Origin of the sequence: Mesorhizobium sp. M0910 (genome assembly GCF_040319465.1) — a bacterium.
GTDB lineage: Bacteria > Pseudomonadota > Alphaproteobacteria > Rhizobiales > Rhizobiaceae > Mesorhizobium.
The window spans coordinates 22,994-46,369 of the sequence record NZ_JAMYNZ010000001.1 but is presented as its reverse complement, the minus strand read 5'-3'; the positions used below and the strand labels follow the sequence as shown (position 1 = coordinate 46,369).

The following is a 23,376-nucleotide window of genomic DNA, read 5'->3' as shown; positions in this document are numbered from 1 at the left end:
GCGTCAAGATGAGCGGGAGCTAATAGAGGTCAGCCAGACGGCTCCCGCGGCTGCGCCGGCCCTGTGCCGTCCCACTGAATGAACCGCGCCTTGTGGCCGGTGATGGTCTCGATCGACTGGACCTCCCGCAGAGCTTGGTAGTGCTCGCTGTGGTAGGCTAGGAGCGGGCTAACGATGCTCTTGTGCAGCGCTTCGGCTGCGGCCAGGAAGCGGTCAATTTCCGCCTGTGAAAGCCGTTCGGAAGGTTTGGTTCTGGCCATTTGGCGATCTCCGTTGGAGGGGGTGTCGACGCAACGGGAGGAATAGATCCTGACGCTTACTGCTTGCCAATGGCGCTACGAAGGCTGCCGGGACATTACATCCGAACAGGGGTTCTGATGCAGAGTTGCTAATATTAGGGTTCTGCTTTAGCCAGGCTCGCCTGGTCAGGCCCGACGGTCAGTCGAATGCACCCCAACAGACTGTCGGGCCGTTCTTGCTAGTCATCGACGGCACCGTGTTGATGCAGGTAGAACTCGCCGGGCGAAGACCCGAGTAACACGACCGGTTCAACAGCCTGCAACTCAGTCGTCAATCTCCTCACCTTCATCGTCTTCGTCCGAGCCACGAGACGGATCTTCAACGAACGTCTGACAGCCCTCGTTGAAAGATTGGCTGTTCGAGCTGCAGTCGCTTTCGTTGGAAATCTGGTTTTGCTCGGCCCAGTCGTAGCCCGCCTTGTGACCAGAGCAATCAACAGTGCAGTCGTTTCCCCCAAAGGTCTCCTGCGCAAGGCAGGGGGTGGCCAACGCCGCTGTAATCGTCACGGTGGCCAAATTGACTAACGTTCGAAATCTCACGTAGGGGCTCCTAGTGGCAGTGATACTCACCAGTCTTGTGGTTTGTATGACACCCGTTTTTGTCCGTGCCGCCGCTGTGTGCATAGGCGCTGGTCGCAAGAGCCAATGTAAAAGCCACCAATGCAGCCAGAATTGCTATTTTCATTTCACCCTCCAGTAATCTTGACAGCAGAGCACTATCGCCGTGCCAGCACAACTGTCCACTAGGAAATAAGCTGGGAGAAAATGACCGGCGCCGCAATGGGAGGTTGCCTGATCAGCGCCGGCCAGGCGGGTATCAGGTCCGCCGCGGCTTTATGGATATCCGATTCTTGACGTAGCGTCGTCGGAAGTGCTGGGTCGGGCCTGGCGTTTTCCTTCCAAATGCACCGGCAGCAAAAGAAGGATCACCGCGCTGATCGCCTTAACCAGGCAGGCAGCCGTCCAGATCATATCGCGCTGCCGGTAGCGCCAGACCGCGCTGGCGAGCATAAGGGCGGTGATGGCGGCGAGTAGAGCGCGATCAATTCTGCAGGTTGCCCTTGACCAGTTGGTCTTTCAGCCATCCCATCTGTGTGAAGTTATCGACGATCACCGAGTACCATGCCGCATTCAATTTGCTAGCGGAGATGGATCGGTATTCGCACATGGAGAGGCCACGAACTGGCGTTCCGTAGGCGTTCGGCGCGTCGTAGCTGATGAATAGCGTGAACTTTGTCGGCGGATTTTTGCCAACAATGTCGTCGTTGTACATCCTGGTCCATAGAAGCCGTTCTGACTCGGATGTCGTGTTGCGGTCCTTCAAGTAATCGTCCAAAGACAGTGGTTCGGAATTTTCCGTAATCTCGACCCGCTTGTAGCCGGCCGGTGCAAGAAGCCGTTTCTTTAAGACTACCTCACAAGCTCGGGTCATTGGGGATACGAACGGGTTGTAGTCGCTGTTAAGCACAAAGAACGTCGCAACTGCCGCGACAGCTGCAGTTGAGGCCATTAGTAGCCACTTGTTCAAGGAAAAGCCCTCCCATCCCTACGGCCGACATTCGCGCAACTTGAAAGCGCGCGCAAGCCGGCTCCCCGAAGGGAGCAGCGCTTGACGAAATCCGAAAGCCACGGAGTCACTGAATAGAGTCTAGTCACTCCGATTTTATTCTTAGCGGCAGTCGAATGCGGTCGATCATCTCAACGGTTCTGGTTCTTCTTGCTTCCGATGCCGCAATCGCCCAGGAAGCTCCGCTCGAACAGCAGCGATGCTGGCTTGGCGGCATGGGGTACTCCATCGGTTCAACCATAATAGCAAATGATGCGGTTATGGTATGTTCGCCGACGCTTGTCTGGCAGAACACCAATGCCTCAGCTTCAGGCTGCATCTACAAGGGCGAGTTCTATGCACGGGCGCAATCGAGGGCGGGAAGGACAGCCGGAAGAATGAGTGCCAACCGGACGGGACTTGGGCTTCCGTTGCGCCCTAGAGACTCCTCAGCCTCACGCCTGGCCCGCCGTCTACTGTATCGCCGTCGGCCAGGAAGATGGCTCCTGCCGTCTCTACGGCAGTGCCGATTGCCGAGAGGTTGTTTGTGATCGGCTGGCGCTTACCTGTCTCAAAGTCTCTTATTGTGGATATGCTGACGCGAAAAGCGAAGAGCCGCGGTATCGCGAAGGCGAGCGTCGCCATTGGACGCCAGGGTTGCAGCTACCCTGCATAAGATGTGGCTGACGGGCGAGCCGTTCCGGTAGCAGAAAACGGCGCTTGCCAACGTTTAGTCTAGGATGTTGGACAACCGTATCCGCTGCGGCGGAAGTCCCGGCAGGGGACGGCGTGAGGATGAGAGCGACTGTCGGTTTGGTGTGCCGTCGGCCGACCAAGGAACGCCGTGAATAAGATGGCGGTTCGCGTGTCTGGCGGCGAAGGTCGCCATGGCCGGAGGTGAAGCCGGCGAGGCGCTTCCGTTGGTCCATGCAAGCGGAGGATCGCGCCGCGCTGTGCATGCGATTGCATCTCTCGCCCCGCTGCGCTGCTGAGACCTCTTCTGTCAGGCGGTCTAGGTTTCGCGCTTCGGGCCGAGCAGGAACACTGTCAGGGCGGCGACAAACGTGGCAACAGCACTGTAGGCAATGGCACTGGTAATCCCGGCATTGTCCACCAATAGTCCGCCGAAAATCGCGCCGGCTGCGATTGCCACTTGGAACGCTACGACCATCAGCACACCGGCGCTTTCGGCCTGCTCGGGAGCGGCGCGCCACACCATCCACGTCTGCAATCCCACCGGCACTGCGCCGAAGGCAAAGCCCCAGGCGGCAACCGCAACCGCCGAGGCCGAGGCCAGTGCTCCCGCCGTCAGCAGCGAAACAGCGGCTATCGCTATGAGCAGCGGTGCAAGGGCCGCGACTGCCTTGAGACTGTACTCGGCCAGCAGCCCGCCGGCCAAATTGCCGAAGAATCCGCCGATGCCAAAAGCAAGCAACACAAGCGAGATCGTCTCGACATCCAGCGCGGGAACCTTCTCGAGGAAGGCGCGGATATAGGTGAAGCCGGCGAAGTGGCCGGAAGCGACCAGCAGGACGACCAAAAGCGCGACCTTGATCGTCGGAATCTTGGCCACATCCAGCAGGCTGCGGAAGCTAGCCACTCCAACCGGAGGCAGCCTCGGAATGGTTACGAGTTGCACCAGCAGTGTAGCGGCGCCGACGACTGCGGCGACCATGAAGGCGCTTCGCCATCCCCAGATATCGCCGACATAAGCGCCGATTGGAGCTGCGCAAACGGTAGCGACGGAAACGCCGGTGAGGATGATCGACATGGCGCGCGGCAGGAGGTGGCTTGGAACGAGCCGCATCGCCAGTGCTGCCGACATCGACCAGAAGCCTCCGAGCGCTATGCCGAGCACGACGCGTGCCGTCAGGAGTACTGCCAGCGACCACGCGCCGGACGCCAGAACGTCCGACAGGATCAGCAGCAGCGTCATCGCCCACATGACGATCCTGCGGTCCAGGCGCTTTGTGATGATGGCCAGCGTCGGCGCCGAGATCGCCCCGACGATAGCGGTCGCCGTCATCGCCTGTCCAGCCGCACCCTCGGTGACATCGAGATCATGCGCGAGGGGCGTGAGGAGGCTGACAGGCAGAAACTCTGCCGTCACCAGCCCGAAGGTGCCCAAGGAAAGCGAAATGACCGCGCCCCATGCGGGACCAGACGGTTGGTCGGGCTTTTCTGGGTCGTGCAGAACAGCGTCCATGACGCCTGCCGCGGATCGGGTCATGAACGAAGTCTCCACTTTGGATGCACTGCAACATGAGGTTGGCTGCCTTCACCCACATTAAAGACACAAGCGCATTTCGCGGCGGCGTTGCACGGAGGAGGGGATGTTCATTGCTTCGCGATATTTTGTGACGGTGCGGCGCGCAACATCGATGCCGGTTTCCTTCAGCCGGACAGCGATGTCATCGTCGGAAAGCACGTCGCCGGGAGATTCTGCGGCAATTATCGCTTTGATCCGATGGCGGACAGCTTCGGCGGAGTGCGCATCGCCGCCTTGGCAGGACGCGATCGCGACGGTGAAAAAATACTTCAGTTCGAACACTCCGCGCGGGGTAAGCATGTACTTGTTCGAGGTCACCCGGCTTACCGTCGACTCGTGCACGCCGATCGCGTCAGCGACGGTCCTGAGATTGAGAGGCCGCAGGTGGGCGACGCCATGTTCCAAAAACGCATCCTGCTGGCGCACGATTTCAGCCGCAACCTTAAGAATCGTCTTGGCGCGCTGATCGAGGCTGCGGATCAGCCAGTTCGCGTTTTGCAGGCATTCGTTGAGAAATGCTTGATCTTTCGAATTTTGGACAGTGTGACGCGAGACTTCAGCATAGTAGGTTTGGTTGATCAGCAGCTTGGGCAGTGTGGCCGGATCAAGTTCGATCTGCCATCCGCCTTCCGGCGAGGGCGTGACCCAGACGTCGGGTATGATTGATTCACACGCACCGGATTGGAACTGGTTTCCAGGCTTGGGATCGAGCGCACGAATCTCATGCATCATGTCGAGAAGGTCGTCTTCATCGACGCCGCAATGCTGCTTCAGCGCCTGAAAATCGCGTCGCGCAAGCATTTCAAGATTGGCAACCAAAGCTGCCATTGCCGGGTCGAACCGGTCTCGCTGGCGCAACTGGATCTCGAGGCATTCTCTGAGTGTTCGCGCAAAAATTCCCGGTGGATCAAAGTGCTGCAAGGTTCCGAGAACCCGTTCCACATCAGTCTCCCGGACATTCAGGCTCTCGGCCAGCTCCAAAAGGTTGGCCCGAAGATAGCCAGTGTCTTCCAGATCGGCGGCAAGCTGGCCAGCGATCAGCCGCTCCTGTGGTGTGAACGCAGTGAGGGCGATCTGACGAGCGACATGGTCGTGCAATGTTTCGGCGAGGGTGGCAAACTCGTCGAGGGAAGGGCCATTACCCGGCGGGTTGTTGGTCGTGTTGCGAAGTGATTTCCATTGCCCGAGCCGTTCAGGCGACCCGGCCCCGGTCGATCCGTGAACGGCGTTTGCGCGTGGGCCGACACGCTGATCCGCTCCCGAAATCGAAACATCGCCAAAAGGCCCGCCATCGTTTGACGCAGATTCCAAGAGCGGGTTCTTCTCGATTTCCCGCTCCACGAACTGATGCAGTTCAGTATGCGCCAGTTGCAGCAAGCGAATCGACTCAATGAGTTGAGGCGATGCGACCATGGATTGCTTCTGGCGCTGAAGCAGGCTTGCTGAGGATTGCATGGTGAGCGCGATAATCCTGTCGAGGGAGCCTCTTGGGGCGGGCAATGGCACCAGTGAGACGTTTTCTAGGTCATGCGGCGACTTTCAGCGTTTCGAGAACGTTTTGCGGGGATGAGACGCCATAGGGGTCGGCCTCGCAGTTGTCGGAGAAACCTTCCTCCTCGAACCACTGCTCCACCACGCCATTGTTGATCAGGGCGGCGTAGCGCCAGGAGCGCATCCCGAAGCCGAGATTGTCCTTGGCGACCAGCATGCCCATCTTGCGTGTGAACTCGCCTGAGCCATCGGGGATGAGCTCAACCTTCTGCAGGCCCAAGGACTTCCCCCACGCATTCATGACGAAGGCGTCGTTGACTGAGAGGCAGTAAATCGCGTCAATTCCCTCCTTCTCAAACTCATCATAGAGCTCTTCGAACTTGGGCAATTGGTAGGTCGAGCAGGTCGGCGTGAAGGCGCCAGGCAGCGAGAACAGGATGACCCGCTTGCCGGCAAAGTAGTCGTCAGATGTCTTTTCTTCCCAGCGATATGGATTTGGCCCTTGGACCGACTTATCGTGAACACGCGTGAGAAAGGTGACGAAGGGAACTTTCTTTTGAACTGTCATCAAGTTGCTCCTAAAGAAGAAAACTGCCGTTGATTTCTGGCAGAGGCTGGCGCAATACCGAGAAAAGGCTCGTATGCTTGGGCACGGAATGAGGACCTCGCGGCTCGCAACCTCCTTTTCCATCCCGACGTATGGGAACGTCCTGGCTGCTGGTCTTTGCCATCCGAACGCAATCGATCTGAGCGAGCTGGAGACCGTCGAGCCGCTTGCTTTCCACGGCTATGGCGCCGCAAGCGGGATCGATCACTCGCGCTCGTGCCCAAGGAAAAGTGATAGCGGCCGGAAGTAGCCAATATCGCAAGCATGTGCAGCCCTCAAATGTGACTTTACGCAACAGACCCGCGTCACTGGACTGGTTCAGCGTGTTGTCGATATGTGGCGGTGACCCGCCGACCTTGGCTTGGGCGACCCTTTGACGGGGACTCTTCGGCACTCACATGCTGAACAGAACCGGCAAACGGCAATTGCGCGAGGGCCCCGTGTTGGCGTGCCGGCACCGGACCAGCCATGCGCAAAGCGGCCACCGAGAACGGACTTCCGGAGGAGAGGATGCCCCGATGTTCAACGGGAGCGGGCACCGTCTCCTCAGGCCACGGTCTAGAGCTTCGCGTGTCGGGCATAGTGCAAGTCGCTTTCATCGTTTTGATGGTGCTCTAACCAGGAGCAGCAAGCGGCGTGCCATTTCAAATAGAGATGCTTTTGGACCGCCCCCTTTTTCTCGGAGACCGTGTCTTAGAAGATCGGGCGCGCGCTATAACCGCCTCGTCACCACACGCAACAACGGTGCTGTATGGTGCGGGTATTCGGCGCTTCCGCCCCGGCTGGGCAAAGACGAACCGGAAGCCGAGCCGATGCACTACCTCACACCGGCGGGCACTGCAGCGATTGCGTAGCGTGTGCCACTAGCGTGTTCTTGCGTGCGGAGGCACGGCTATCGCGAACACGCGCCTGTCGCAGCAACCATGAGCGCGCGCTCTTGGGCAAGCGCCCTGATTCCGTGAGGATCGAATTCCACAATCGTGTCTGTTTGCCGCCCTCTTATGTTCGAAACTGGACCAGAATGTCGCAAGCCCGACCTAAAGGTCGCCCGAGGCGTTCTGTCCGACACTGTTCCGTCGCCTTTGTTGGCCCGCGACACCGGCTTATTTCGCCTAGCTCTTCTCTGGCCTCAGGCTAAGCCGCTGAGAAGCTGCCACAATCTTTTTCTGCTGCGGCCAAATTGGCACGAGATTTGAAGCACCTTCGTTGCGGGCCGGGAGCCGCCGACCGACTTTCATTTCGTGGATGACACGAATGGAACGAAGAAAGAAAAGCAAAATGTCAAATCCGCGTCGGATAGCGTCTATGGGCAGGGGGTCCTCGGCGAAACCGCCCTTACCCAACAGCTCGCCGCCCTTGTGGACCCTTGCGCAGGAAAGCTTGGCCGGCGGCGGCTCAAAGGCCCACCGCGCCGACTTTATCCTGACCTCGAAGGTGCAGGATAAAGTTCTGCATCTCGCCGCGCGATGTGCCTAGACAGTTACGCGTTAGCCGATCTTGATAATCGGTCTGCCTTCGGACGATGTCGTCTACATGCCGTCTTAGGTCATCGCTGCCGCAGCGCCCGCCGGTCACCTTCCGCCCTTCCATCGCTATAGAGTGAAGTGCCACCATGTCCGAACAACCTTTGCCGACGCTGCCGATGTGGCGCGTCGATCACATTGAGCCCTCGCCCGAGATGTTGGCGCTACGCGCCAACCGTCCGATCCACCACGTGCGCTTCCCGTCCGGGCACGAAGGCTGGTGGGTCACAGGCTATGACGAGGCCAAGGCGGTGTTGTCCGACGCGGCGTTCCGGCCCGCGGGAATGCCGCCGGCGGCATTCACCCCGGATTCGGTGATTCTCGGTTCGCCAGGATGGCTGGTGTCGCACGAGGGGGGCGAGCATACGCGGTTACGCACGATCGTGGCGCCGGCCTTCAGCAACGGCAGGGTGAAGCAGCTCGCGCAGCAGGTCGAGGCGATCGCCGCGCAGTTGTTCGAGACGCTGGCGGCCCAGCCCCAGCCCGCCGATCTGCGGCGCCACCTCTCCTTTCCGCTTCCGGCCATGGTCATTGGCGCGCTGATGGGCGTGCCCTACGAGGATCACGCCTTTTTCGCCGGGCTGTCCGACGAGGTGATGACGCACCAGCATGAAAGCGGCCCGCGAAGCGCGTCGCGCCTGGCCTGGGAAGAACTCCGCGCCTACATTCGCGGCAAGATGCGGGACAAGCGCCAGGATCCGGGCGACAACGTGCTGACGGATCTGCTCGCGGCGGTCGACCAGGGCAAGGCGACCGAGGAAGAGGCGATCGGCCTGGCGGCGGGCATGCTGGTGGCGGGGCACGAGAGCACCGTCGCGCAGATCGAATTCGGCCTGCTGGCCATGTTCCGCCATCCGCAACAGCGCGAACGCCTGGTCGGCGATCCATCCCTGGTGGACAAGGCGGTGGAGGAAATCCTGCGCATGTACCCGCCGGGCGCCGGCTGGGACGGCATCATGCGCTATCCGAGGACCGACGTGACCATCGCGGGCGTGCATGTTCCCGCGGAGAGCAAGGTGCTGGTCGGCCTGCCGGCGACGTCGTTCGATCCGCGCCATTTCGACGACCCGGAAATCTTCGACATCGGACGCGACGAAAACCCGCACCTGGCGTTCTCCTACGGGCCGCACAACTGCATCGGCTTGGCGCTGGCCAGGCTGGAACTCAAGGCGGTGTTCGGTTCGATCTTCCAGCGCTTTCCCGCGCTGCGCCTGGCCGTGGCGCCCGAAGAACTGAAGTTGCGCAAGGAGATCATCACTGGCGGGTTCGAGGAGTTCCCGGTGCTCTGGTGATGCGCGGACCCCACCAGGAACGCGATGTTCTCGAATTGCCGGCGCGCCTGCCGCGCGCCGATCAGATCAGCCAGCCAACAGGTGACCAAGATGGACGTGCAAGAAACCACGGCAGCATGCCGGGACGCCTTCGCCGAACTGGCGTCGCCAGCGTGCATTCAGGACCCGTACCCATTCATGCGGTGGTTGCGCGAGCACAATCCGGTACATCGCGCGGCGTCGGGCCTCTTTCTGTTGAGCCGCCACGCTGACATCTACTGGGTGCTCAAGGCCACGGGCGATGCTTTTCGGGGGCCGGCGCCAGGCGAACTGGCGCGCTATTTCCCGCGTGCGGCGACCAGCCTGTCGCTAAGTTTGCTGGCGTCCACTTTAGCGATGAAGGAACCTCCAACGCATACGCGTCTGCGCCGGCTGATCTCGCGCGATTTCACCATCGGCCGGATCGACAACCTGAGGCCGACCATCGCTCGCATTGTCACAGCGCGCCTGGACGGCATGGCGCCCGCACTGGAGCGCGGGGAGGCAGTGGACCTGCATCAGGAATTCGCGCTGGCCTTGCCCATGCTGGTTTTCGGCGAACTGTTCGGCATGCCCCCGGACGACATTCTCGGGCTCGTCACCGGCATCAGCGCCATTCTGGAAGGCCTGAGCCCGCACGCCAGCGATCCCCAACTCGCTGCGGGGGACGCGGCCAGCGCCAGGGTGCAGGCCTACTTCGGCGACCTCATACAGCGCAAGCGCACCGATGCCCGCCACGACATCGTGTCAATGCTGGTTGGCGCACACGACGACGATGCCGAGATGCTGTCGGATGCGGAATTGATCAGCATGCTATGGGGCATGCTGCTGGGCGGCTTCGCCACCACTGCCGCGGCCATCGGCCATGCGGTCCTGGCGATGCTGGCGTATCCCGAACAGCGGCACTGGCTGAAGGGAGATGCCGTGGGGGTGAAGGCATTCGTCGAAGAAGCCTTGCGCTACGACGCGCCCGCCATGTTCAGCTCCATTCCGCGTATCGCCCAGCGCGACATCGAACTGGGCGGCGTGGTGATCCCGAAGAACGCGGACGTGCGCGTGCTGATCGCGGCCGGCAATCGCGACCCGGACGCCTTCGCCGATCCCGACCGCTTCGATCCCGTGCGGTTCTACGGCACCAGTCCTGGCATGTCGATCGACGGGAAGATCATGCTGACCTTCGGCCACGGCATCCACTTCTGCCTGGGTGCGCAACTGGCCCGAGTGCAGTTGGCCGAGAGCCTGCCGCGGATCCAGGCGCGCTTCCCCACGCTGGCATTGGCCGAGCAGCCGACCCGGGAGCCCTCCGCGTTCCTTAGGACCTTCCGCGCGCTGCCGGTGCGGCTGCATGGGCAGGAGGGCTGAGATGCGCGTCCTGGTCGATCAGGATCTGTGCGGAACTACCGGGCAGTGCGTGCAGACGCTGCCGGGCACCTTTCGCCAGCGCGAACCGGACGGCGTGGCCGAAGTGTGCGTGGCGACGGTCCCGCAGGCGCTGCACGCCGCCGTGCGGCTTGCGGCCAACCAGTGCCCGGTCGCCGCCATTCGGGTCATCGAAAGCGACGCTGGCGATGACGAGCGCGCCAGCGCGGACCCTGCGCCTTCTCCGGCGCAGGCCCAGCGGCATGCCGCGAAGGACCAATGCAATTCAGGAGACACGATGGGACGGTTTGAAGGCAAGGTGGCCGTGGTGACCGGCGCCGGCGCCGGCATCGGCAAGGCATGCGCTCTCGCCATCGCGCGCGGAGGCGGCAGAGTGGTGGTGGCCGACATTGATGGCTCGGCGGCCATCGCCTGCACCGCGCAGATCGCGGCCGAAGCAGGCCACGCGCTGCCCATAGCCATGGATATCGCCGATGAGCAGGCGGTGGCAGCGCTGTTCGAGACGGCGGAGCGTCACTTCGGGGGGGTCGACCTGCTGGTGAACAATGCGAGCGCCATGCATCTGACCCCGCGCGACCGCGCGATCCTTGACCTAGACCTGGCAGTCTGGGACCAGACCATCGCGACCAATCTGCGCGGCACGCTGCTCTGCTGCCGGCAGGCCATCCCACGTATGATCGCCCGCGGCGGTGGCGCGATCGTCAACATGTCGTCGTGCCAGGGGCTCAGCGGTGACACGGCGCAGACGTCCTACGCCGCGTCGAAGGCGGCGATGAACATGCTCTCGGCTTCGCTCGCCACCCAATACGGTCATGCGCAGATCCGCTGCAACGCGGTTGCGCCGGGTCTCGTCATGACAGAGCGTCTCCTCGCCAAGCTGGACGAGTGCATGCAACGGCACTTGCGCCGGCACCAGCTCCTGCCGCGCGTCGGCCGCCCCGAGGACGTGGCCGCCCTCGTGGCGTTCCTGCTCTCCGACGATGCTGCGTTCATCACCGGCCAAGTCGTGTGCATCGATGGCGGCATGCTGGCGCATGTGCCGACATACGCCGACGGCGGCAACAGCTGCGCCGCGCGCCCTGCCGGCGACACCGAATCGGCGGCGGCGGCGCGCTGCTGATGGACATGCTGCTCAACCCACTCAACCGTCGGCACCGGCTGCGATGCGACATCCCGGTCATGCCTGGCGCTTTCCCCCTGGTCGGGCATCTTCCCGCCATCGTCTGCGACCTGCCGCGCCTGCTGCAGCGCGCAGAACGGACGCTGGGCAGCCACTTCTGGCTGGATTTCGGCCCTGCCGGACACCTGATGACCTGCGTGCATCCGGATGCGTTCGCACTGCTCCGGCACAAGGACGTGTCCTCGGCGCTGATCGAAGAGATCGCGCCCGAATTGCTTGGCGGAACGTTGGTTGCCCAGGACGGCGGCGCGCACCGGCAAGCGCGCGATGCGATCAAGGCGGCGTTCCTGCCCAAGGGGCTAACCCAGGCCGGCATCGGCGACCTGTTCGCGCCCGTCATCCGGGCGCGGGTGCAGGCATGGCGCGAGCGCGGCGACGTAACCATCCTGCGCGAAACCGGCGACCTGATGCTCAAGCTCATCTTCAGCCTCATGGGAATCCCCGCGCAGGACCTGCCGGGATGGCATCGCAAGTACCGGCAACTGCTGCAGTTGATCGTCGCGCCCCCGGTCGACCTCCCCGGACTGCCCTTGCGGCGCGGCCGCGCCGCCCGCGACTGGATCGACGCGCAGTTGCGCCAGTTCGTTCGCGACGCGCGCGCGCACGCCGCGCGCACCGGGTTGATCAACGACATGGTGAGCGCCTTCGACCGCAGCGACGATGGGCTCTCCGATGACGTCCTGGTCGCCAATATCCGCTTGCTGCTGCTTGCCGGTCACGACACCACTGCCTCGACGATGGCCTGGATGGTGATCGAGCTGGCGCGGCAGCCTGTTCTGTGGGACGCCCTGGTCGAGGAGGCGCAACGCGTGGGCGCGGTGCCGACCCGGCACGCGGACCTGGCGCAGTGTCCGGTCGCCGAGGCACTGTTCCGCGAGACGCTGCGCCTGCATCCGGCGACCACGCTCCTGCCGCGTCGCGCGCTGCAGGAATTGCAACTCGGCCAACGCCGCATTCCCGCGGGCACCCATCTGTGCATCCCGCTGCTGCATTTCTCGACCTCGGCGTTGCTGCACGAGGCGCCTGATCAGTTCCGCCTGGCGCGGTGGCTGCAACGCACGGAGCCGATCCGGCCGGTGGACATGCTGCAGTTCGGTACCGGCCCACACGTCTGCATCGGCTACCACCTGGTATGGCTGGAAATGGTGCAGTTCTGCATCGCCTTGGCGCTGACCATGCACCAGGCCGGGGTGCGGCCGCGGTTGCTGAGCGGCGTCGAAAAAGGCCGGCGCTATTACCCGACCGCACATCCGTCCATGACAATCCGCATCGGATTCTCATGAGCTGGCATCGCATGCCCCGTGTGGCGGGCAGCGGCGCCGGCGACGCGCGACATTGCTGCACTCGGCGCGCGCGCTCGGTGCGACGCCGGCAACACCGCGGCGGCTCGGCGCTCGCCGTGGCCGTGTCAGGTACAAGGACATGAACAACATGCAGACCGGTTCCACGCTACACGACGACCGAACTGGCGTTTCCGCGCTCGGCGGATTGGGCGCGCAGGCGCGCGGCGCATCCGGCAGGCTGCTGCCGGAGATCTGGATGCAGGACGGCGCAAAGCGGGTCGAACAGGCGCTGGCGCGTCTTCTCTGCGCCGAAGACGACGGTGAGACCGAGCTGATGGCGGGGATGCGCTACGCCACCTTGCATGGCGGGAAGCGCACCCGCGCCTTGCTCTGTCTGGCTGCCGGCACACTGGCCGACACGCCGGCGAACCTGCTCGACGACGTCGGCGCCGCCATCGAGATGATGCACGCCTGTACCCTGGTCCACGACGACCTGCCCGCGATGGACGACGACGTGCTTCGCCGCGGCCTTCCGACCGTGCACGTCAAGTTCGGCGAAGCCACTGCGATCCTGGTCGGCGATGCACTGCAGGCGCACGCCTTCCTGACCCTGGCGAGCCTCGATGCGCCGGGCGACAACCGTATCGCGCTGGTGCGCGAACTGGCGCAGGCCGTGTCCGCCGAGGGTGCCGCAGGCGGGCAGGCCATGGATCTGTCGCTGGTCGGAAAGCACGTCGAGCTGGACAGGATCGTGGCGATGCACCGGATGAAGAGCGGAGCGCTAGTGCGCGCGTCCGTTCGCATGGGCGCGCTATGCGCCATCGCGGAGGATGCCGCGCACGCTGCGCTGTACTGTGCGCTCGATCGCTACACCGCCTGTTTCGGCCTGGCGTTGCAGGTGGTCGACGACATTCTCGACGCGACAGCGGATACCGCGACGCTGGGCAAGACCCCCGGCAAGGACGCGGCGGCGCAGAAGCCGACCTGCGCGTCGATCATGGGGCTGCAGGCAGCGCGCCAGTTCGCGCTGGATTTGTTGCGCGACGCCGGGGAGGCCATCGCCCCGCTGGGGCCGCGTGCGGAACGGTTGGCGCAGATGCTGCAGCGGGCCAACGCATATCTGTTCAAGCACGCGCCATGCGCATGAGCGCGCCCGTCCGCATGGAGTCGCCTCTGTGCCGCTGCGATCGGCCAGCGGCAGCGGTGCATGCTGCACTGTGTCCGAGTCCGCGGCGAGGTGCGCGGCGTCTGTCCGATCCTGGTTCTCGTCAACCGTCTGCAGAAGGAACATCCCGCGTGAACGCGCTGTCCGAACAGATCCTTTCCGAATTGCGCCACCTGCTGAGCGAGATGAGCGACGGCGGCAGCGTCGGTCCGTCCGTCTACGACACGGCGCGAGCTCTGCAGTTCCACGGCAACGTCACCGGTCGGCAGGACGCATACGCGTGGCTCATCGCGCAGCAACAGGCCGATGGCGGATGGGGAAGTGCGGACTTCCCGCTGTTCCGCCATGCGCCCACGTGGGCGGCGTTGCTGGCATTGCAGCGTGCCGACCCTCTTCCCGGCGCTGCCGACGCAGTCCAGGCTGCAACCCGGTTCCTCGAGCGCCAGCCCGATCCCTACGCGCATGCGGTGCCGGAAGACGCGCCGATCGGCGCGGAGCTGATCCTGCCGCAGTTGTGCGGCGAGGCCGCATCCTTGCAGGGCGGCGTGGCGTTTCCGCGCCACCCGGCGCTGTTGCCGTTGCGGCAAGCGCGCCAGGTCAAGCTGGGGGCGGTGGCGACCTTGCCGAGCGGCCATCCGTTGCTGCACTCCTGGGAAGCCTGGGGGACGTCGCCGACCACCGCATGCCCGGATGACGACGGCAGCATCGGCATCAGTCCGGCGGCCACCGCCGCGTGGCGTGCGCACGCCGTAGCACAGGGGAGCACGCCGCAGGTCGGGCGCGCCGACGCGTATCTGCAGGCGGCATCGCGGGCGACGCGCAGCGGCATCGAAGGTGTCGTTCCCAACGTCTGGCCGATCAATGTGTTCGAGCCATGCTGGTCGCTGTACACCCTGCATCTGGCCGGTCTGTTCGCGCATCCCGCGCTCGCCGAGGCGGTGCACGTGATCGTCGCGCAGCTCGACGCCCGCCTGGGCGTGCGCGGCCTGGGCCCGTCCTTGCACTTCGCGGCCGATGCGGACGATACCGCCGTTGCGATGTGCGTCCTGCGCCTTGCAGGCCGCGACCCGGCGGTCGATGCGTTGCGCCATTTCGAAATCGGCGAGCTGTTCGTCACCTTCCCCGGCGAGCGCAATGCCTCGGTGTCGACCAACATCCATGCCCTGCATGCGTTGCGAATGTTGGGAAAGCCCGCGGCCGGCACCAGCGCCTACGTCGAGGCCAATCGCAACCCGCACGGTCTATGGGACAACGGAAAATGGCACGTTTCGTGGCTGTATCCCACCGCGCATGCGGTCGCTGTGCTGGCGCAAGGCAAGCCCCAGTGGCGCGACGAGCGCGCGCTGACGGCGCTGCTGCAGGCGCAGCGCGACGACGGCGGCTGGGGCGCCGGTCGCGCGTCCACATTCGAGGAAACCGCCTATGCGCTGTTCGCGTTGCACGTGATGGACGGGAGCGAAGAGCCGACAGGGCGCCGGCGCATCGCGCAGGCGGTGGCGCGTGCGCTGGAGTGGATGCTCGCCCGCCATGCGGCGCATGCATTGCCGCAGACGCCGCTGTGGATCGGCAAGGAACTGTATTGCCCCACCCGGGTGGTGCGCGTGGCCGAACTTGCCGGGTTGTGGCTGGCGCTTCGTTGGGGGCGGCGCGTCCTGGCCGAGGGAGCAGGAGCGGCGCGATGATCCAGACCGAACGCGCGCTGCAGCAGGTGCTGGAGTGGGGGCATTCCCTGACCGGGTTCGCCGACGAGCATGCCGTGGAAGCGGTCAGGGGCGGCCAGTACATCCTGCAGCGCATCTACCCGAGCCTGCGCGACACCAGCGCCCGCACCGGCCGCGATCCGCAGGACGAAACGCTGATCGTAGCGTTCTATCGCGAACTGGCGCTGCTGTTCTGGCTCGACGATTGCAACGACCTTGGCCTGATCGCGCCGGAGCAGCTCGCCGCGGTGGAGCAGGCGCTGGGGCAGGGCGTGCCGTGCGCGCTCCCCGGATTCGAGGGCTGCGCTGTGCTGCGCGCTTCGCTGGCCGCGCTCGCCTACGATCGTCGCGACTATGCTCAGCTTCTCGACGATACCCGGTGCTACTGCGCGGCGCTGCGCGCCGGACACGCGCAGGCGGCAGGGGCGGAACGCTGGTCCTACGCCGAGTACCTGCACAACGGCATCGATTCGATCGCCTACACGAACGTGTTCTGTTGCCTGTCGTTGCTGTGGGGACTGGACATGGCGACCTTGCGCGCGGGTCCGGCGTTTCGCCAGGTCCTGCGGCTCATCTCCGCGATAGGGCGCCTGCAGAACGATCTGCATGGACGCGAAAAGGACAGGTCGGCCGGCGAGGCCGACAACGCGGCGATCCTGCTGCTGCAGCGCTATCCGGCTATGCCTGTGGTGGAGTTCCTCAACGATGAGCTGGCCGGCCATACGCGCATGCTGCACCGGGTGATGGCGGAAGAACGCTTTCCCGCGCCGTGGGGACCGTTGATCGAGGCCATGGCGGCCATCCGCGCGCAGTACTACCAGACCTCGATCAGCCGCTACCGCAGCGACGCTGCGGGGGGAGGCCAGCGTGCGCCGGCCTGAACGCACGGGAGGCGGCGGCTTGCGCGCGCTGCCGTCGGTCCGATCCGACGCAACGCCGTCGCCCGATGCGACGGATGGAGCGAGCATGAGCGACACCGCCCTGAGCCGGCGCAAGGACGACCACCTGGACATCGTGCTGGATCGGCGAACGGCGTCGGCCACGGTCGCCGCCGGCTGGGAGTACATCCGTTTCGAACACTGCGCATTGCCCGAGTTGGACCTGACGCAGATCGACCTGCGCGCCTCGCTGCTGGGCAAGACCATGCGCGCGCCGCTGCTGATCAGCTCGATGACCGGCGGCATGCCACGCGCCGAGGCCATCAACCGGCATCTGAGCGAGGCAGCGCAAGCCTTGGGAATCGCCATGTGCGTCGGTTCGCAGCGCGTGAGCCTGCAATCCCGCAACTCCCAGGGGCTGACGCGCACGCTGCGCCGCCTGGCCCCAGACATTCCCTTGCTGGCCAATATCGGCGCCGCGCAACTGCGCGAGGCCGACGGCCTCGACCTGGCGCGCCGGGCGGTGGATGCGCTGGAGGCCGATGGACTCATCGTCCATCTCAATCCGCTGCAGGAAGCGGTACAGCTGGAGGGCGACCGCGACTGGCGCGGCGTCCTGGCGCAGATCGCTCGCGCCGCGCGCAGCGTGGGCGTGCCGATCGTGGCCAAAGAAGTGGGGTCGGGCCTGTCGGCCTCGGTGGCCTGTGCGCTCGTCGAGGCGGGCGTGGCGGTGATCGATGTCGCCGGTGCCGGCGGCACCAGTTGGGCCGCGGTGGAGGGCGAGCGCGCCCGCGATGCCGCCGACCGTGCAGTGGCGATGGCGTTCGCCGATTGGGGGATTCCGACCCCGGCCAGCGTGCAGGCGGTACGTCGGGCGCTGCCAAGGGTGAAGCTGATCGCGTCGGGCGGGATCCGCGACGGCGTCGACGTGGCCAAGGCCATCCGCCTGGGCGCGGACATCGCCGGGCAGGCGGCCGGCGTGCTGCGCGCGGCTACGGTATCCACCGAGGCGGTTGTCGCGCATTTCGAGATCGTTATCCGCCAGTTGGCCGTCGCCTGCTTCTGCACCGGCTCGGCTGATCTGGCGGCGTTGCGTCAGGCGCGCTTGTTGCCCTCGGCGCATCTGCCCGCCGGTTGATGCCGGCGTCGCCCGCACGTGGCGGCGGGCGCCTAGTCTTACTGAGTCCGAAAGTCGCGTTAACTATGGAAAGCGCTACCGGGCTGGGCTTCGCCGTCGCCACCACTCTCGCCGAGTCGGCGGTGAACTCAGTCGTCGGGAAAAGCAGCAGATGCGCTGGTCACTTCACGGTGCGCATATGCTCGTGCAGGTCCGGGCGGCGGAGATCAAGGGCGAACTTCGCAACCGGCTTCGGGCGCCTTTCCGATAGCCAGAACTGAACGGGTCCAATAGCCTACGCGCTTTACCGTCTATCTCAGCCGCGCTGTCGATTATGTCCGCAGCCAGGGCATCGATATTCCCGCCGATTTGCTCTCCCAGGTCGCACCGCTTCCTTGGGCTCATATCGCTCTCACCGGAGACTATCTCTGGAACGAAATTGACCGACCCCTCGAACGCTTCAGGCCGATCCGCGCTAACCGCTTCAATCCAAACAATTTCGAATTCCCTTAGCGGGTATTATTGTAGCCCCGGTTACAGGCAGCCCGCGAACGCGGGCGAAAGGATGGACGCCGTCCGAAACTAAAGCCCTGTCAGCGCTCCGAAATCATCGGCATGTTAATGAAGGCCGTCCGGCAGCTGAAATCGCTCCTCTCTTTCGCGTTTATAGGGCCACCGTCGGGCGCATCGGCGCCGAGGCCAAAATAGCCGTTCGCTGAATGTTCTTTCAGTTGGCCGTTTTCGCAGCGAACGTACGCACCGGGCCCATTCGGTAGAACCCCGGTGGGCGGTGGCCGTAGCAGCTGTTCTTGGAGGAACGCCATTCGCTGTGCCGCGCTAAAGGCTCGGAGATCCTCAATGACGGATTGATCTCTTTGCATATCATTATCTCCATATATGATACGCGAACAGATCATAGATTTTGACTTGCTCGCTGGAATGAGATACCTTTGCATCGCGCATTGGAATAGATCGTATAGGTATCATGACGGACTCTGAATCGGAAATTCTGCGCGAAATCGGTCGGCTTTTCAGGCAGGCGAGGCTGGCCGCTGCCATGACGCAGGAGCAGGTCGCTGATTTGGCGGGTATATCCCGTCCCCGCTATCGCGACATCGAAAAGGGAGCCGCAGCGGCGCGTGCGACGACGCTCATGAATATCGCTCGCGCACTCGGTCTGGAAATGATGATGGTTCCGCAAGTCATGGTGCCGGCTGTCCAGGCTCTATTGCGTCCGAATGATGATGACGATCGACCCGCCTTTGTTCCTCAACCTGACGATGACGATCATGGCTCCAGTTTTTCGCGCAGCTAAGACGATCCCGTCGCTGGACGTGCTCTTGAACGCACTGAAGGTCGGCACAATCGTTAGGACGCCGGGCGATTTCAATGCATTCAACTTCGATGAGGCCTACCGCGCGACGGGCGGCTTTCCGGTTTTCAGCCTGTCGTTCCGGGCAGCGACGGGAGGATTGCGGAAAGATCCGAAGCCTCTGGCGGGCGCCTTGCCCGCTTTCTTCGCGAACCTCCTGCCGGAGGAGAAATTGCGCGAGGCGATGGAAAAGCACCACGAAGGCAATGTGCGGCGAGGCAATGATTTCGATCTTTTGGCGGCGCTGGGCGCCGATCTGCCGGGAGCCGTACGGGCATTGCCCAGTGACGGCGCGATAGCGGTTTCGCAGGATGCTTCAAAGGATAAGCCCAAGGCACGGTTCTCACTTGCCGGCGTGCAGATTAAGCTGTCGGTCATGAAGAACACTGGAAAAGGCGGCGGCCTTACCTTGCCGATGGACGACGAGCAGGGCCGGTACATCGCCAAGTTCCCTTCGACGGCGTTTCCGGGCGTTTCCGAGAACGAATTCGCCAACCTCGCGCTGGCTGCAGCAATCGGCGTGGAGGTTCCTGAATCCGAACTGGTCGAGAAGTCCGATTAGCGTTCCCGAAGAATTCAACACGCTGTCGGAGGGCAAGGTCCTTCTCGTCAAACGCTTCGATCGCGGCGCCGATGGCGAGAGGATACACATCGAGGATTTCGCTCAGGTCTTCGGTGTCTATCCCTCGCGCAAATATGAGGGGGCCGCTTATCACGACATAGCCTTGGCCCTTGGCGTGGCCGTCTCGCCTACGGCGGCTCTCGAATTCGTCCGCCGCCTGGCGCTGACGGTCATCACTGGCAATGGCGACATGCACCTGAAGAACTGGTCTTTGATTTATCCCGGTAACGGCGACAAGCCGGTGCTTGCACCAATCTACGACGTTCTGTCGACCGTCCCATATATTCCCGCCGACGCCATGGCGCTTTCGCTTGGAGGGGAGCGCTCGTTCAAGGCGCTAGCAGCACCGCGATGGAAAGCATTTGCGAACCGTGCAAGGCTTCCGGAGCCGGCAGTCCTGAAGGCAGTGGTCGAGACCGTCGAACTCGTCAACGAGCACTGGTGGCATCTGCCTGAGCGCGACGTTGTCACGGCGAAAGTGCTCGAGCGGATCGACGAACATGTGAAGGCGATGACGCCGATACTGAACTCCTGCGCCGATAAGTGAGCCGAGTCCCCTTGGGTTGGTGATATGGCGGAATTATCCGCCCGTGGCCCCGGATGGATGGCCGTGGATCGATGGTATGCCAGCGTGGAGCGCAAGATTCCGCGCAGTGTCGATGAGGACACGCGAGACCAAGCACGTCAGCTCGCCGGAACAGAAGAGTTCGCAGCATCCCGCAATTACGCAAGAGGGTCGAGATGCTGTTCGCCCAGCTCAACACAACGATGCGGTTCGAACGGATGTGGTGACTGAGGATCGCGATCCGACGCTTTGTGTCGCCATTGTCGGGTCCGCTACACGGCTTGTTCCGACGATCCTTTCTTTGGCCTCAAGCTAAATCCCTGAAAAGCAACCATGAAATTATTCTTCGGTTCGGTCAGCCAAATTGGCACGAGTCTTGAGATCCTTGGGTGCGAGGCGGCGACAGCTGCCCGACCGGCATTCATGTCGCGGCAGCCGCGATGAATGGAACGAAGGAAGGAAAGCTACATGTCAGGTTTGCGTCAGATCGCCTTTTACGGCAAGGGCGGCATCGGCAAGTCCACCACCTCCCAAAATACGCTCGCCGCCCTTGTCGACCTCGGGCAGAGAATCCTCATCGTCGGCTGCGACCCCAAAGCCGACTCCACCCGCCTGATCCTGAACGCGAAGGCGCAGGATACGGTCCTGCACCTCGCGGCAGAGGAAGGTTCGGTGGAAGACCTGGAACTCGCGGACGTGCTCAAGGTCGGCTACAAAGGCATCAAATGCGTGGAGTCGGGCGGCCCTGAGCCGGGTGTCGGCTGCGCCGGCCGCGGCGTGATCACCTCGATCAACTTCCTCGAGGAGAACGGTGCCTACGACGATGTCGACTATGTCTCCTACGACGTGCTCGGGGATGTGGTGTGCGGCGGTTTCGCGATGCCGATCCGCGAGAACAAGGCCCAGGAAATCTATATCGTCATGTCCGGCGAGATGATGGCGCTCTATGCCGCCAACAACATCGCCAAGGGCATCCTGAAATACGCCCATTCGGGCGGCGTGCGGCTCGGCGGCCTGATCTGCAACGAGCGCCAAACCGACCGCGAGCTCGACCTCGCCGAAGCGCTGGCTTCCAGGCTCAATTCCAAGCTCATCCACTTCGTGCCGCGCGACAACATCGTCCAGCACGCCGAACTCAGGAAGATGTCTGTCATCCAGTATGCGCCGGACTCCAAGCAGGCCGGGGAATACCGGGCGCTGGCCGAGAAGATTCATACCAATTCGGGCCAGGGCACCATCCCCACCCCGATCACCATGGAGGAGCTCGAGGACATGCTGCTCGACTTCGGCATCATGAAGACCGACGAGCAGATGCTTGCCGAGCTTCAGGTCAAGGAAGCGGCGAAGGCGGCCGCACAGTAACGACCGCTACTGACTAGGGGCGCGGCCTTGACCCGGCGCGCCTTTCAAAAAACGGCGCCTCGTTGGTGAGGCGTCACCCTGAACCTTGAAAGGGGTCCCATGAGCCTGGAATACGAGAATGACGGCGCCCTCCATGCGAAGCTTATCGAGGAGGTGCTGTCGCAATATCCTGACAAGGCGGCGAAGCGCCGCAAAAAGCACCTCAGCGTCGCAAAGAGCGGCGACGAGGCTGGCGAGGAAAGCGAGGTCCTTTCCGAATGCGAGGTCAAATCGAACATCAAGTCCATTCCCGGCGTGATGACGATTCGCGGCTGCGCCTATGCCGGCTCGAAAGGCGTGGTGTGGGGTCCGGTCAAGGATATGGTCCATATCTCGCACGGCCCGGTCGGCTGCGGGCAATATTCCTGGTCGCAACGCCGCAACTACTACGTCGGCACGACCGGCATCGACACGTTCGTCACGATGCAGTTCACCTCCGATTTCCAGGAGAAGGACATTGTTTTCGGCGGCGACAAGAAGCTGGAACGGATCATCGACGAGATCGAGGAACTGTTTCCGCTGAACAAGGGCATGACTGTGCAATCCGAATGCCCGATCGGCCTGATTGGCGACGACACTGAAGCGGTGTCCCGCAACAAGGCCAAGGAGCACGAAAAGACGATCGTGCCGGTGCGCTGCGAGGGCTTCCGCGGCGTCTCGCAATCACTCGGCCACCACATCGCCAACGACGCGATCCGCGACTGGGTGTTCGAGAAGAAGGAGGTCGAGTTCGAGGCCGGCCCGTACGATGTCAATGTGATCGGCGACTATAATATCGGCGGCGACGCCTGGGCTTCGCGCATCCTGCTCGAGGAGATGGGCCTGCGCGTGGTCGGCAACTGGTCGGGCGACGCTACGCTGGCCGAAATAGAGCGAGCGCCAAAGGCCAAGCTCAATCTCATCCATTGCTACAGGTCGATGAACTACATCTGCCGGCACATGGAGGAAAAGTATGGCATCGACTGGATGGAGTATAATTTCTTCGGCCCCTCCCAGACCGAAGCCTCTCTGCGCAAGATAGCCAAGCATTTCGGGCCGGAAATCGAGGCCAAGGCCGAGGCGGTCATCGCCAAATACCGGCCGTTGGTCGATGCCGTCATCGCCAAGTACCGGCCGCGCCTCGAAGGCAGGACGGTGATGCTCTATGTCGGCGGGCTGCGCCCCCGTCACGTCGTCACGGCATATGAGGATCTGGGCATGGTGATCGTCGGCACTGGCTATGAATTTGGCCATAACGACGACTATCAGCGCACTGGCCACTACGTGAAGAAGGGCACGCTGATCTATGACGACGTGACTGGTTACGAGCTGGAGAAGTTCATCGAGGGGATCCGTCCTGATCTCGTGGGCTCCGGCATCAAAGAAAAGTACCCGGTCCAGAAGATGGGCATACCGTTCCGTCAAATGCATTCCTGGGATTATTCCGGCCCGTATCACGGCTACGACGGCTTCGCCATCTTCGCCCGCGACATGGATCTGGCCATCAACAACCCGGTCTGGAACCTCTACGACGCCCCCTGGAAGAAAAAAGCCGAGCCGTCGGCGGCGATCGCAGCCGAATGAAAATCTGGCCTCCCGGAAGCCGGGAGGCCGTTGAACGCCTGTGGCAGTTTGTCCGCGGGAGACCTGAAACGTTTCGACGTCCCTGTGCCGCCGTATGGCGCGGCC

The 23,376-nt window shown here is 63.2% G+C and carries 19 protein-coding genes and 3 pseudogenes; 14 read left to right on the top strand and 8 right to left on the bottom strand.

Annotated features, from left to right (window positions below):
- Window positions 1–29: 29 nt before the first annotated feature.
- From NKH78_RS00240 to NKH78_RS00205, 8 genes are all read right to left on the bottom strand, one after another.
- Window positions 30–260 carry a hypothetical protein gene (locus NKH78_RS00240; protein ID WP_352881448.1) on the bottom strand — a complete coding sequence of 77 codons (231 nt, stop codon included), beginning with the start codon at window positions 258–260 and terminating at the stop codon, window positions 30–32.
- A 303-nt stretch (window positions 261–563) separates the two neighbouring features.
- The gene (locus NKH78_RS00235; RefSeq protein WP_352548246.1) at window positions 564–839 is read right to left on the bottom strand and encodes a hypothetical protein; all 276 of its coding nucleotides are present in this window, start codon (window positions 837–839) and stop codon (window positions 564–566) included.
- Window positions 840–849: 10 nt separating this feature from the next.
- Window positions 850–984 (bottom strand): YHYH domain-containing protein, encoded by a 135-nt coding sequence (locus NKH78_RS00230; RefSeq protein ID WP_352881445.1) that lies wholly within the window; start codon window positions 982–984, stop codon window positions 850–852.
- 357 nt (window positions 985–1,341) lie between these two features.
- A complete protein-coding gene (locus NKH78_RS00225; protein WP_352881443.1) occupies window positions 1,342–1,827 on the bottom strand; it encodes a hypothetical protein in 486 nt (161 codons plus the stop codon).
- 456 nt (window positions 1,828–2,283) lie between these two features.
- On the bottom strand, window positions 2,284–2,490 hold the full coding sequence (locus NKH78_RS00220) for a transcriptional regulator (RefSeq protein WP_352881440.1): 207 nt from the start codon (window positions 2,488–2,490) through the stop codon (window positions 2,284–2,286).
- A gap of 367 nt (window positions 2,491–2,857) precedes the next feature.
- Window positions 2,858–4,075 (bottom strand): MFS transporter, encoded by a 1,218-nt coding sequence (locus NKH78_RS00215; protein WP_352881436.1) that lies wholly within the window; start codon window positions 4,073–4,075, stop codon window positions 2,858–2,860.
- Window positions 4,076–4,132: 57 nt separating this feature from the next.
- Window positions 4,133–5,569 carry an RNA polymerase factor sigma-54 gene (rpoN, locus tag NKH78_RS00210; protein ID WP_352829388.1) on the bottom strand — a complete coding sequence of 479 codons (1,437 nt, stop codon included), beginning with the start codon at window positions 5,567–5,569 and terminating at the stop codon, window positions 4,133–4,135.
- 70 nt (window positions 5,570–5,639) lie between these two features.
- On the bottom strand, window positions 5,640–6,173 hold the full coding sequence (locus tag NKH78_RS00205; protein WP_352881432.1) for a peroxiredoxin: 534 nt from the start codon (window positions 6,171–6,173) through the stop codon (window positions 5,640–5,642).
- A 1,651-nt stretch (window positions 6,174–7,824) separates the two neighbouring features.
- On the opposite strand from NKH78_RS00205, the gene NKH78_RS00200 reads away from it, so the two are divergent.
- From NKH78_RS00200 to nifD, 14 genes and pseudogenes are all read left to right on the top strand, one after another.
- A complete protein-coding gene (locus NKH78_RS00200; protein ID WP_352881429.1) occupies window positions 7,825–9,027 on the top strand; it encodes a cytochrome P450 in 1,203 nt (400 codons plus the stop codon).
- 90 nt (window positions 9,028–9,117) lie between these two features.
- Window positions 9,118–10,407: a cytochrome P450 gene (locus NKH78_RS00195; RefSeq protein ID WP_352881426.1), complete on the top strand. Its 1,290-nt coding sequence runs from the start codon at window positions 9,118–9,120 to the stop codon at window positions 10,405–10,407.
- Window positions 10,391–10,534, top strand: a pseudogene (locus tag NKH78_RS00190) (ferredoxin); the annotation flags it as partial. The gene NKH78_RS00195 and the pseudogene NKH78_RS00190, both read left to right, overlap by 17 nt.
- 168 nt (window positions 10,535–10,702) lie before the next feature.
- Complete coding sequence (locus tag NKH78_RS00185) at window positions 10,703–11,545, top strand: SDR family oxidoreductase (RefSeq protein WP_352881963.1); 843 nt, start codon at window positions 10,703–10,705, stop codon at window positions 11,543–11,545.
- The gene (locus NKH78_RS00180) at window positions 11,545–12,888 is read left to right on the top strand and encodes a cytochrome P450 (protein WP_352881423.1); all 1,344 of its coding nucleotides are present in this window, start codon (window positions 11,545–11,547) and stop codon (window positions 12,886–12,888) included. Before NKH78_RS00185 ends, NKH78_RS00180 begins: the two co-directional genes overlap by 1 nt.
- Window positions 12,889–13,036: 148 nt before the next feature.
- Window positions 13,037–14,035, top strand: coding sequence for a polyprenyl synthetase family protein (locus NKH78_RS00175; RefSeq protein WP_352881960.1), 999 nt, complete (start codon window positions 13,037–13,039; stop codon window positions 14,033–14,035).
- 149 nt (window positions 14,036–14,184) lie between these two features.
- Window positions 14,185–15,735, top strand: a complete 1,551-nt coding sequence (locus tag NKH78_RS00170) for a hypothetical protein (RefSeq protein WP_352881420.1) — start codon at window positions 14,185–14,187, stop codon at window positions 15,733–15,735.
- Window positions 15,732–16,634 carry a terpene synthase family protein gene (locus tag NKH78_RS00165; protein ID WP_352881416.1) on the top strand — a complete coding sequence of 301 codons (903 nt, stop codon included), beginning with the start codon at window positions 15,732–15,734 and terminating at the stop codon, window positions 16,632–16,634. The genes NKH78_RS00170 and NKH78_RS00165 overlap by 4 nt, the downstream gene beginning before the upstream one ends.
- Window positions 16,635–16,719: 85 nt before the next feature.
- Window positions 16,720–17,769 (top strand): type 2 isopentenyl-diphosphate Delta-isomerase, encoded by a 1,050-nt coding sequence (gene fni, locus NKH78_RS00160; RefSeq protein ID WP_352881413.1) that lies wholly within the window; start codon window positions 16,720–16,722, stop codon window positions 17,767–17,769.
- A 297-nt stretch (window positions 17,770–18,066) separates the two neighbouring features.
- Window positions 18,067–18,261: pseudogene (locus NKH78_RS00150) on the top strand (hypothetical protein); the annotation flags it as partial.
- Window positions 18,262–18,733: 472 nt separating this feature from the next.
- A complete protein-coding gene (locus NKH78_RS00145) occupies window positions 18,734–19,063 on the top strand; it encodes a helix-turn-helix domain-containing protein (RefSeq protein ID WP_352615419.1) in 330 nt (109 codons plus the stop codon).
- Window positions 19,038–20,289: pseudogene (locus NKH78_RS00140) on the top strand (type II toxin-antitoxin system HipA family toxin). The gene NKH78_RS00145 and the pseudogene NKH78_RS00140 overlap by 26 nt, the downstream one beginning before the upstream one ends.
- Before the next feature lie 486 nt (window positions 20,290–20,775).
- The gene (gene nifH / locus NKH78_RS00135; RefSeq protein ID WP_352881409.1) at window positions 20,776–21,669 is read left to right on the top strand and encodes a nitrogenase iron protein; all 894 of its coding nucleotides are present in this window, start codon (window positions 20,776–20,778) and stop codon (window positions 21,667–21,669) included.
- Window positions 21,670–21,768: 99 nt separating this feature from the next.
- Window positions 21,769–23,271: a nitrogenase molybdenum-iron protein alpha chain gene (gene nifD / locus NKH78_RS00130; protein WP_352623436.1), complete on the top strand. Its 1,503-nt coding sequence runs from the start codon at window positions 21,769–21,771 to the stop codon at window positions 23,269–23,271.
- Window positions 23,272–23,376: the final 105 nt, after the last annotated feature.

Excerpts from the sequence above, each read along its gene's own strand:
- NKH78_RS00240 (WP_352881448.1), bottom strand. The coding sequence starts at position 260 with ATGGCCAGAACCAAACCTTCCGAACGGCTTTCACAGGCGGAAATTGAC.
- NKH78_RS00230 (WP_352881445.1), bottom strand. The coding sequence starts at position 984 with ATGAAAATAGCAATTCTGGCTGCATTGGTGGCTTTTACATTGGCTCTT.
- NKH78_RS00220 (WP_352881440.1), bottom strand. The coding sequence starts at position 2,490 with ATGGCGACGCTCGCCTTCGCGATACCGCGGCTCTTCGCTTTTCGCGTC.
- NKH78_RS00215 (WP_352881436.1), bottom strand. The coding sequence starts at position 4,075 with ATGACCCGATCCGCGGCAGGCGTCATGGACGCTGTTCTGCACGACCCA.
- rpoN (WP_352829388.1), bottom strand. The coding sequence starts at position 5,569 with ATGCAATCCTCAGCAAGCCTGCTTCAGCGCCAGAAGCAATCCATGGTC.
- NKH78_RS00205 (WP_352881432.1), bottom strand. The coding sequence starts at position 6,173 with ATGACAGTTCAAAAGAAAGTTCCCTTCGTCACCTTTCTCACGCGTGTT.
- NKH78_RS00200 (WP_352881429.1), top strand. The coding sequence starts at position 7,825 with ATGTCCGAACAACCTTTGCCGACGCTGCCGATGTGGCGCGTCGATCAC.
- NKH78_RS00195 (WP_352881426.1), top strand. The coding sequence starts at position 9,118 with ATGGACGTGCAAGAAACCACGGCAGCATGCCGGGACGCCTTCGCCGAA.
- NKH78_RS00185 (WP_352881963.1), top strand. The coding sequence starts at position 10,703 with ATGGGACGGTTTGAAGGCAAGGTGGCCGTGGTGACCGGCGCCGGCGCC.
- NKH78_RS00180 (WP_352881423.1), top strand. The coding sequence starts at position 11,545 with ATGGACATGCTGCTCAACCCACTCAACCGTCGGCACCGGCTGCGATGC.
- NKH78_RS00175 (WP_352881960.1), top strand. The coding sequence starts at position 13,037 with ATGCAGACCGGTTCCACGCTACACGACGACCGAACTGGCGTTTCCGCG.
- NKH78_RS00165 (WP_352881416.1), top strand. The coding sequence starts at position 15,732 with ATGATCCAGACCGAACGCGCGCTGCAGCAGGTGCTGGAGTGGGGGCAT.
- fni (WP_352881413.1), top strand. The coding sequence starts at position 16,720 with ATGAGCGACACCGCCCTGAGCCGGCGCAAGGACGACCACCTGGACATC.
- NKH78_RS00145 (WP_352615419.1), top strand. The coding sequence starts at position 18,734 with ATGACGGACTCTGAATCGGAAATTCTGCGCGAAATCGGTCGGCTTTTC.
- nifH (WP_352881409.1), top strand. The coding sequence starts at position 20,776 with ATGTCAGGTTTGCGTCAGATCGCCTTTTACGGCAAGGGCGGCATCGGC.
- nifD (WP_352623436.1), top strand. The coding sequence starts at position 21,769 with ATGAGCCTGGAATACGAGAATGACGGCGCCCTCCATGCGAAGCTTATC.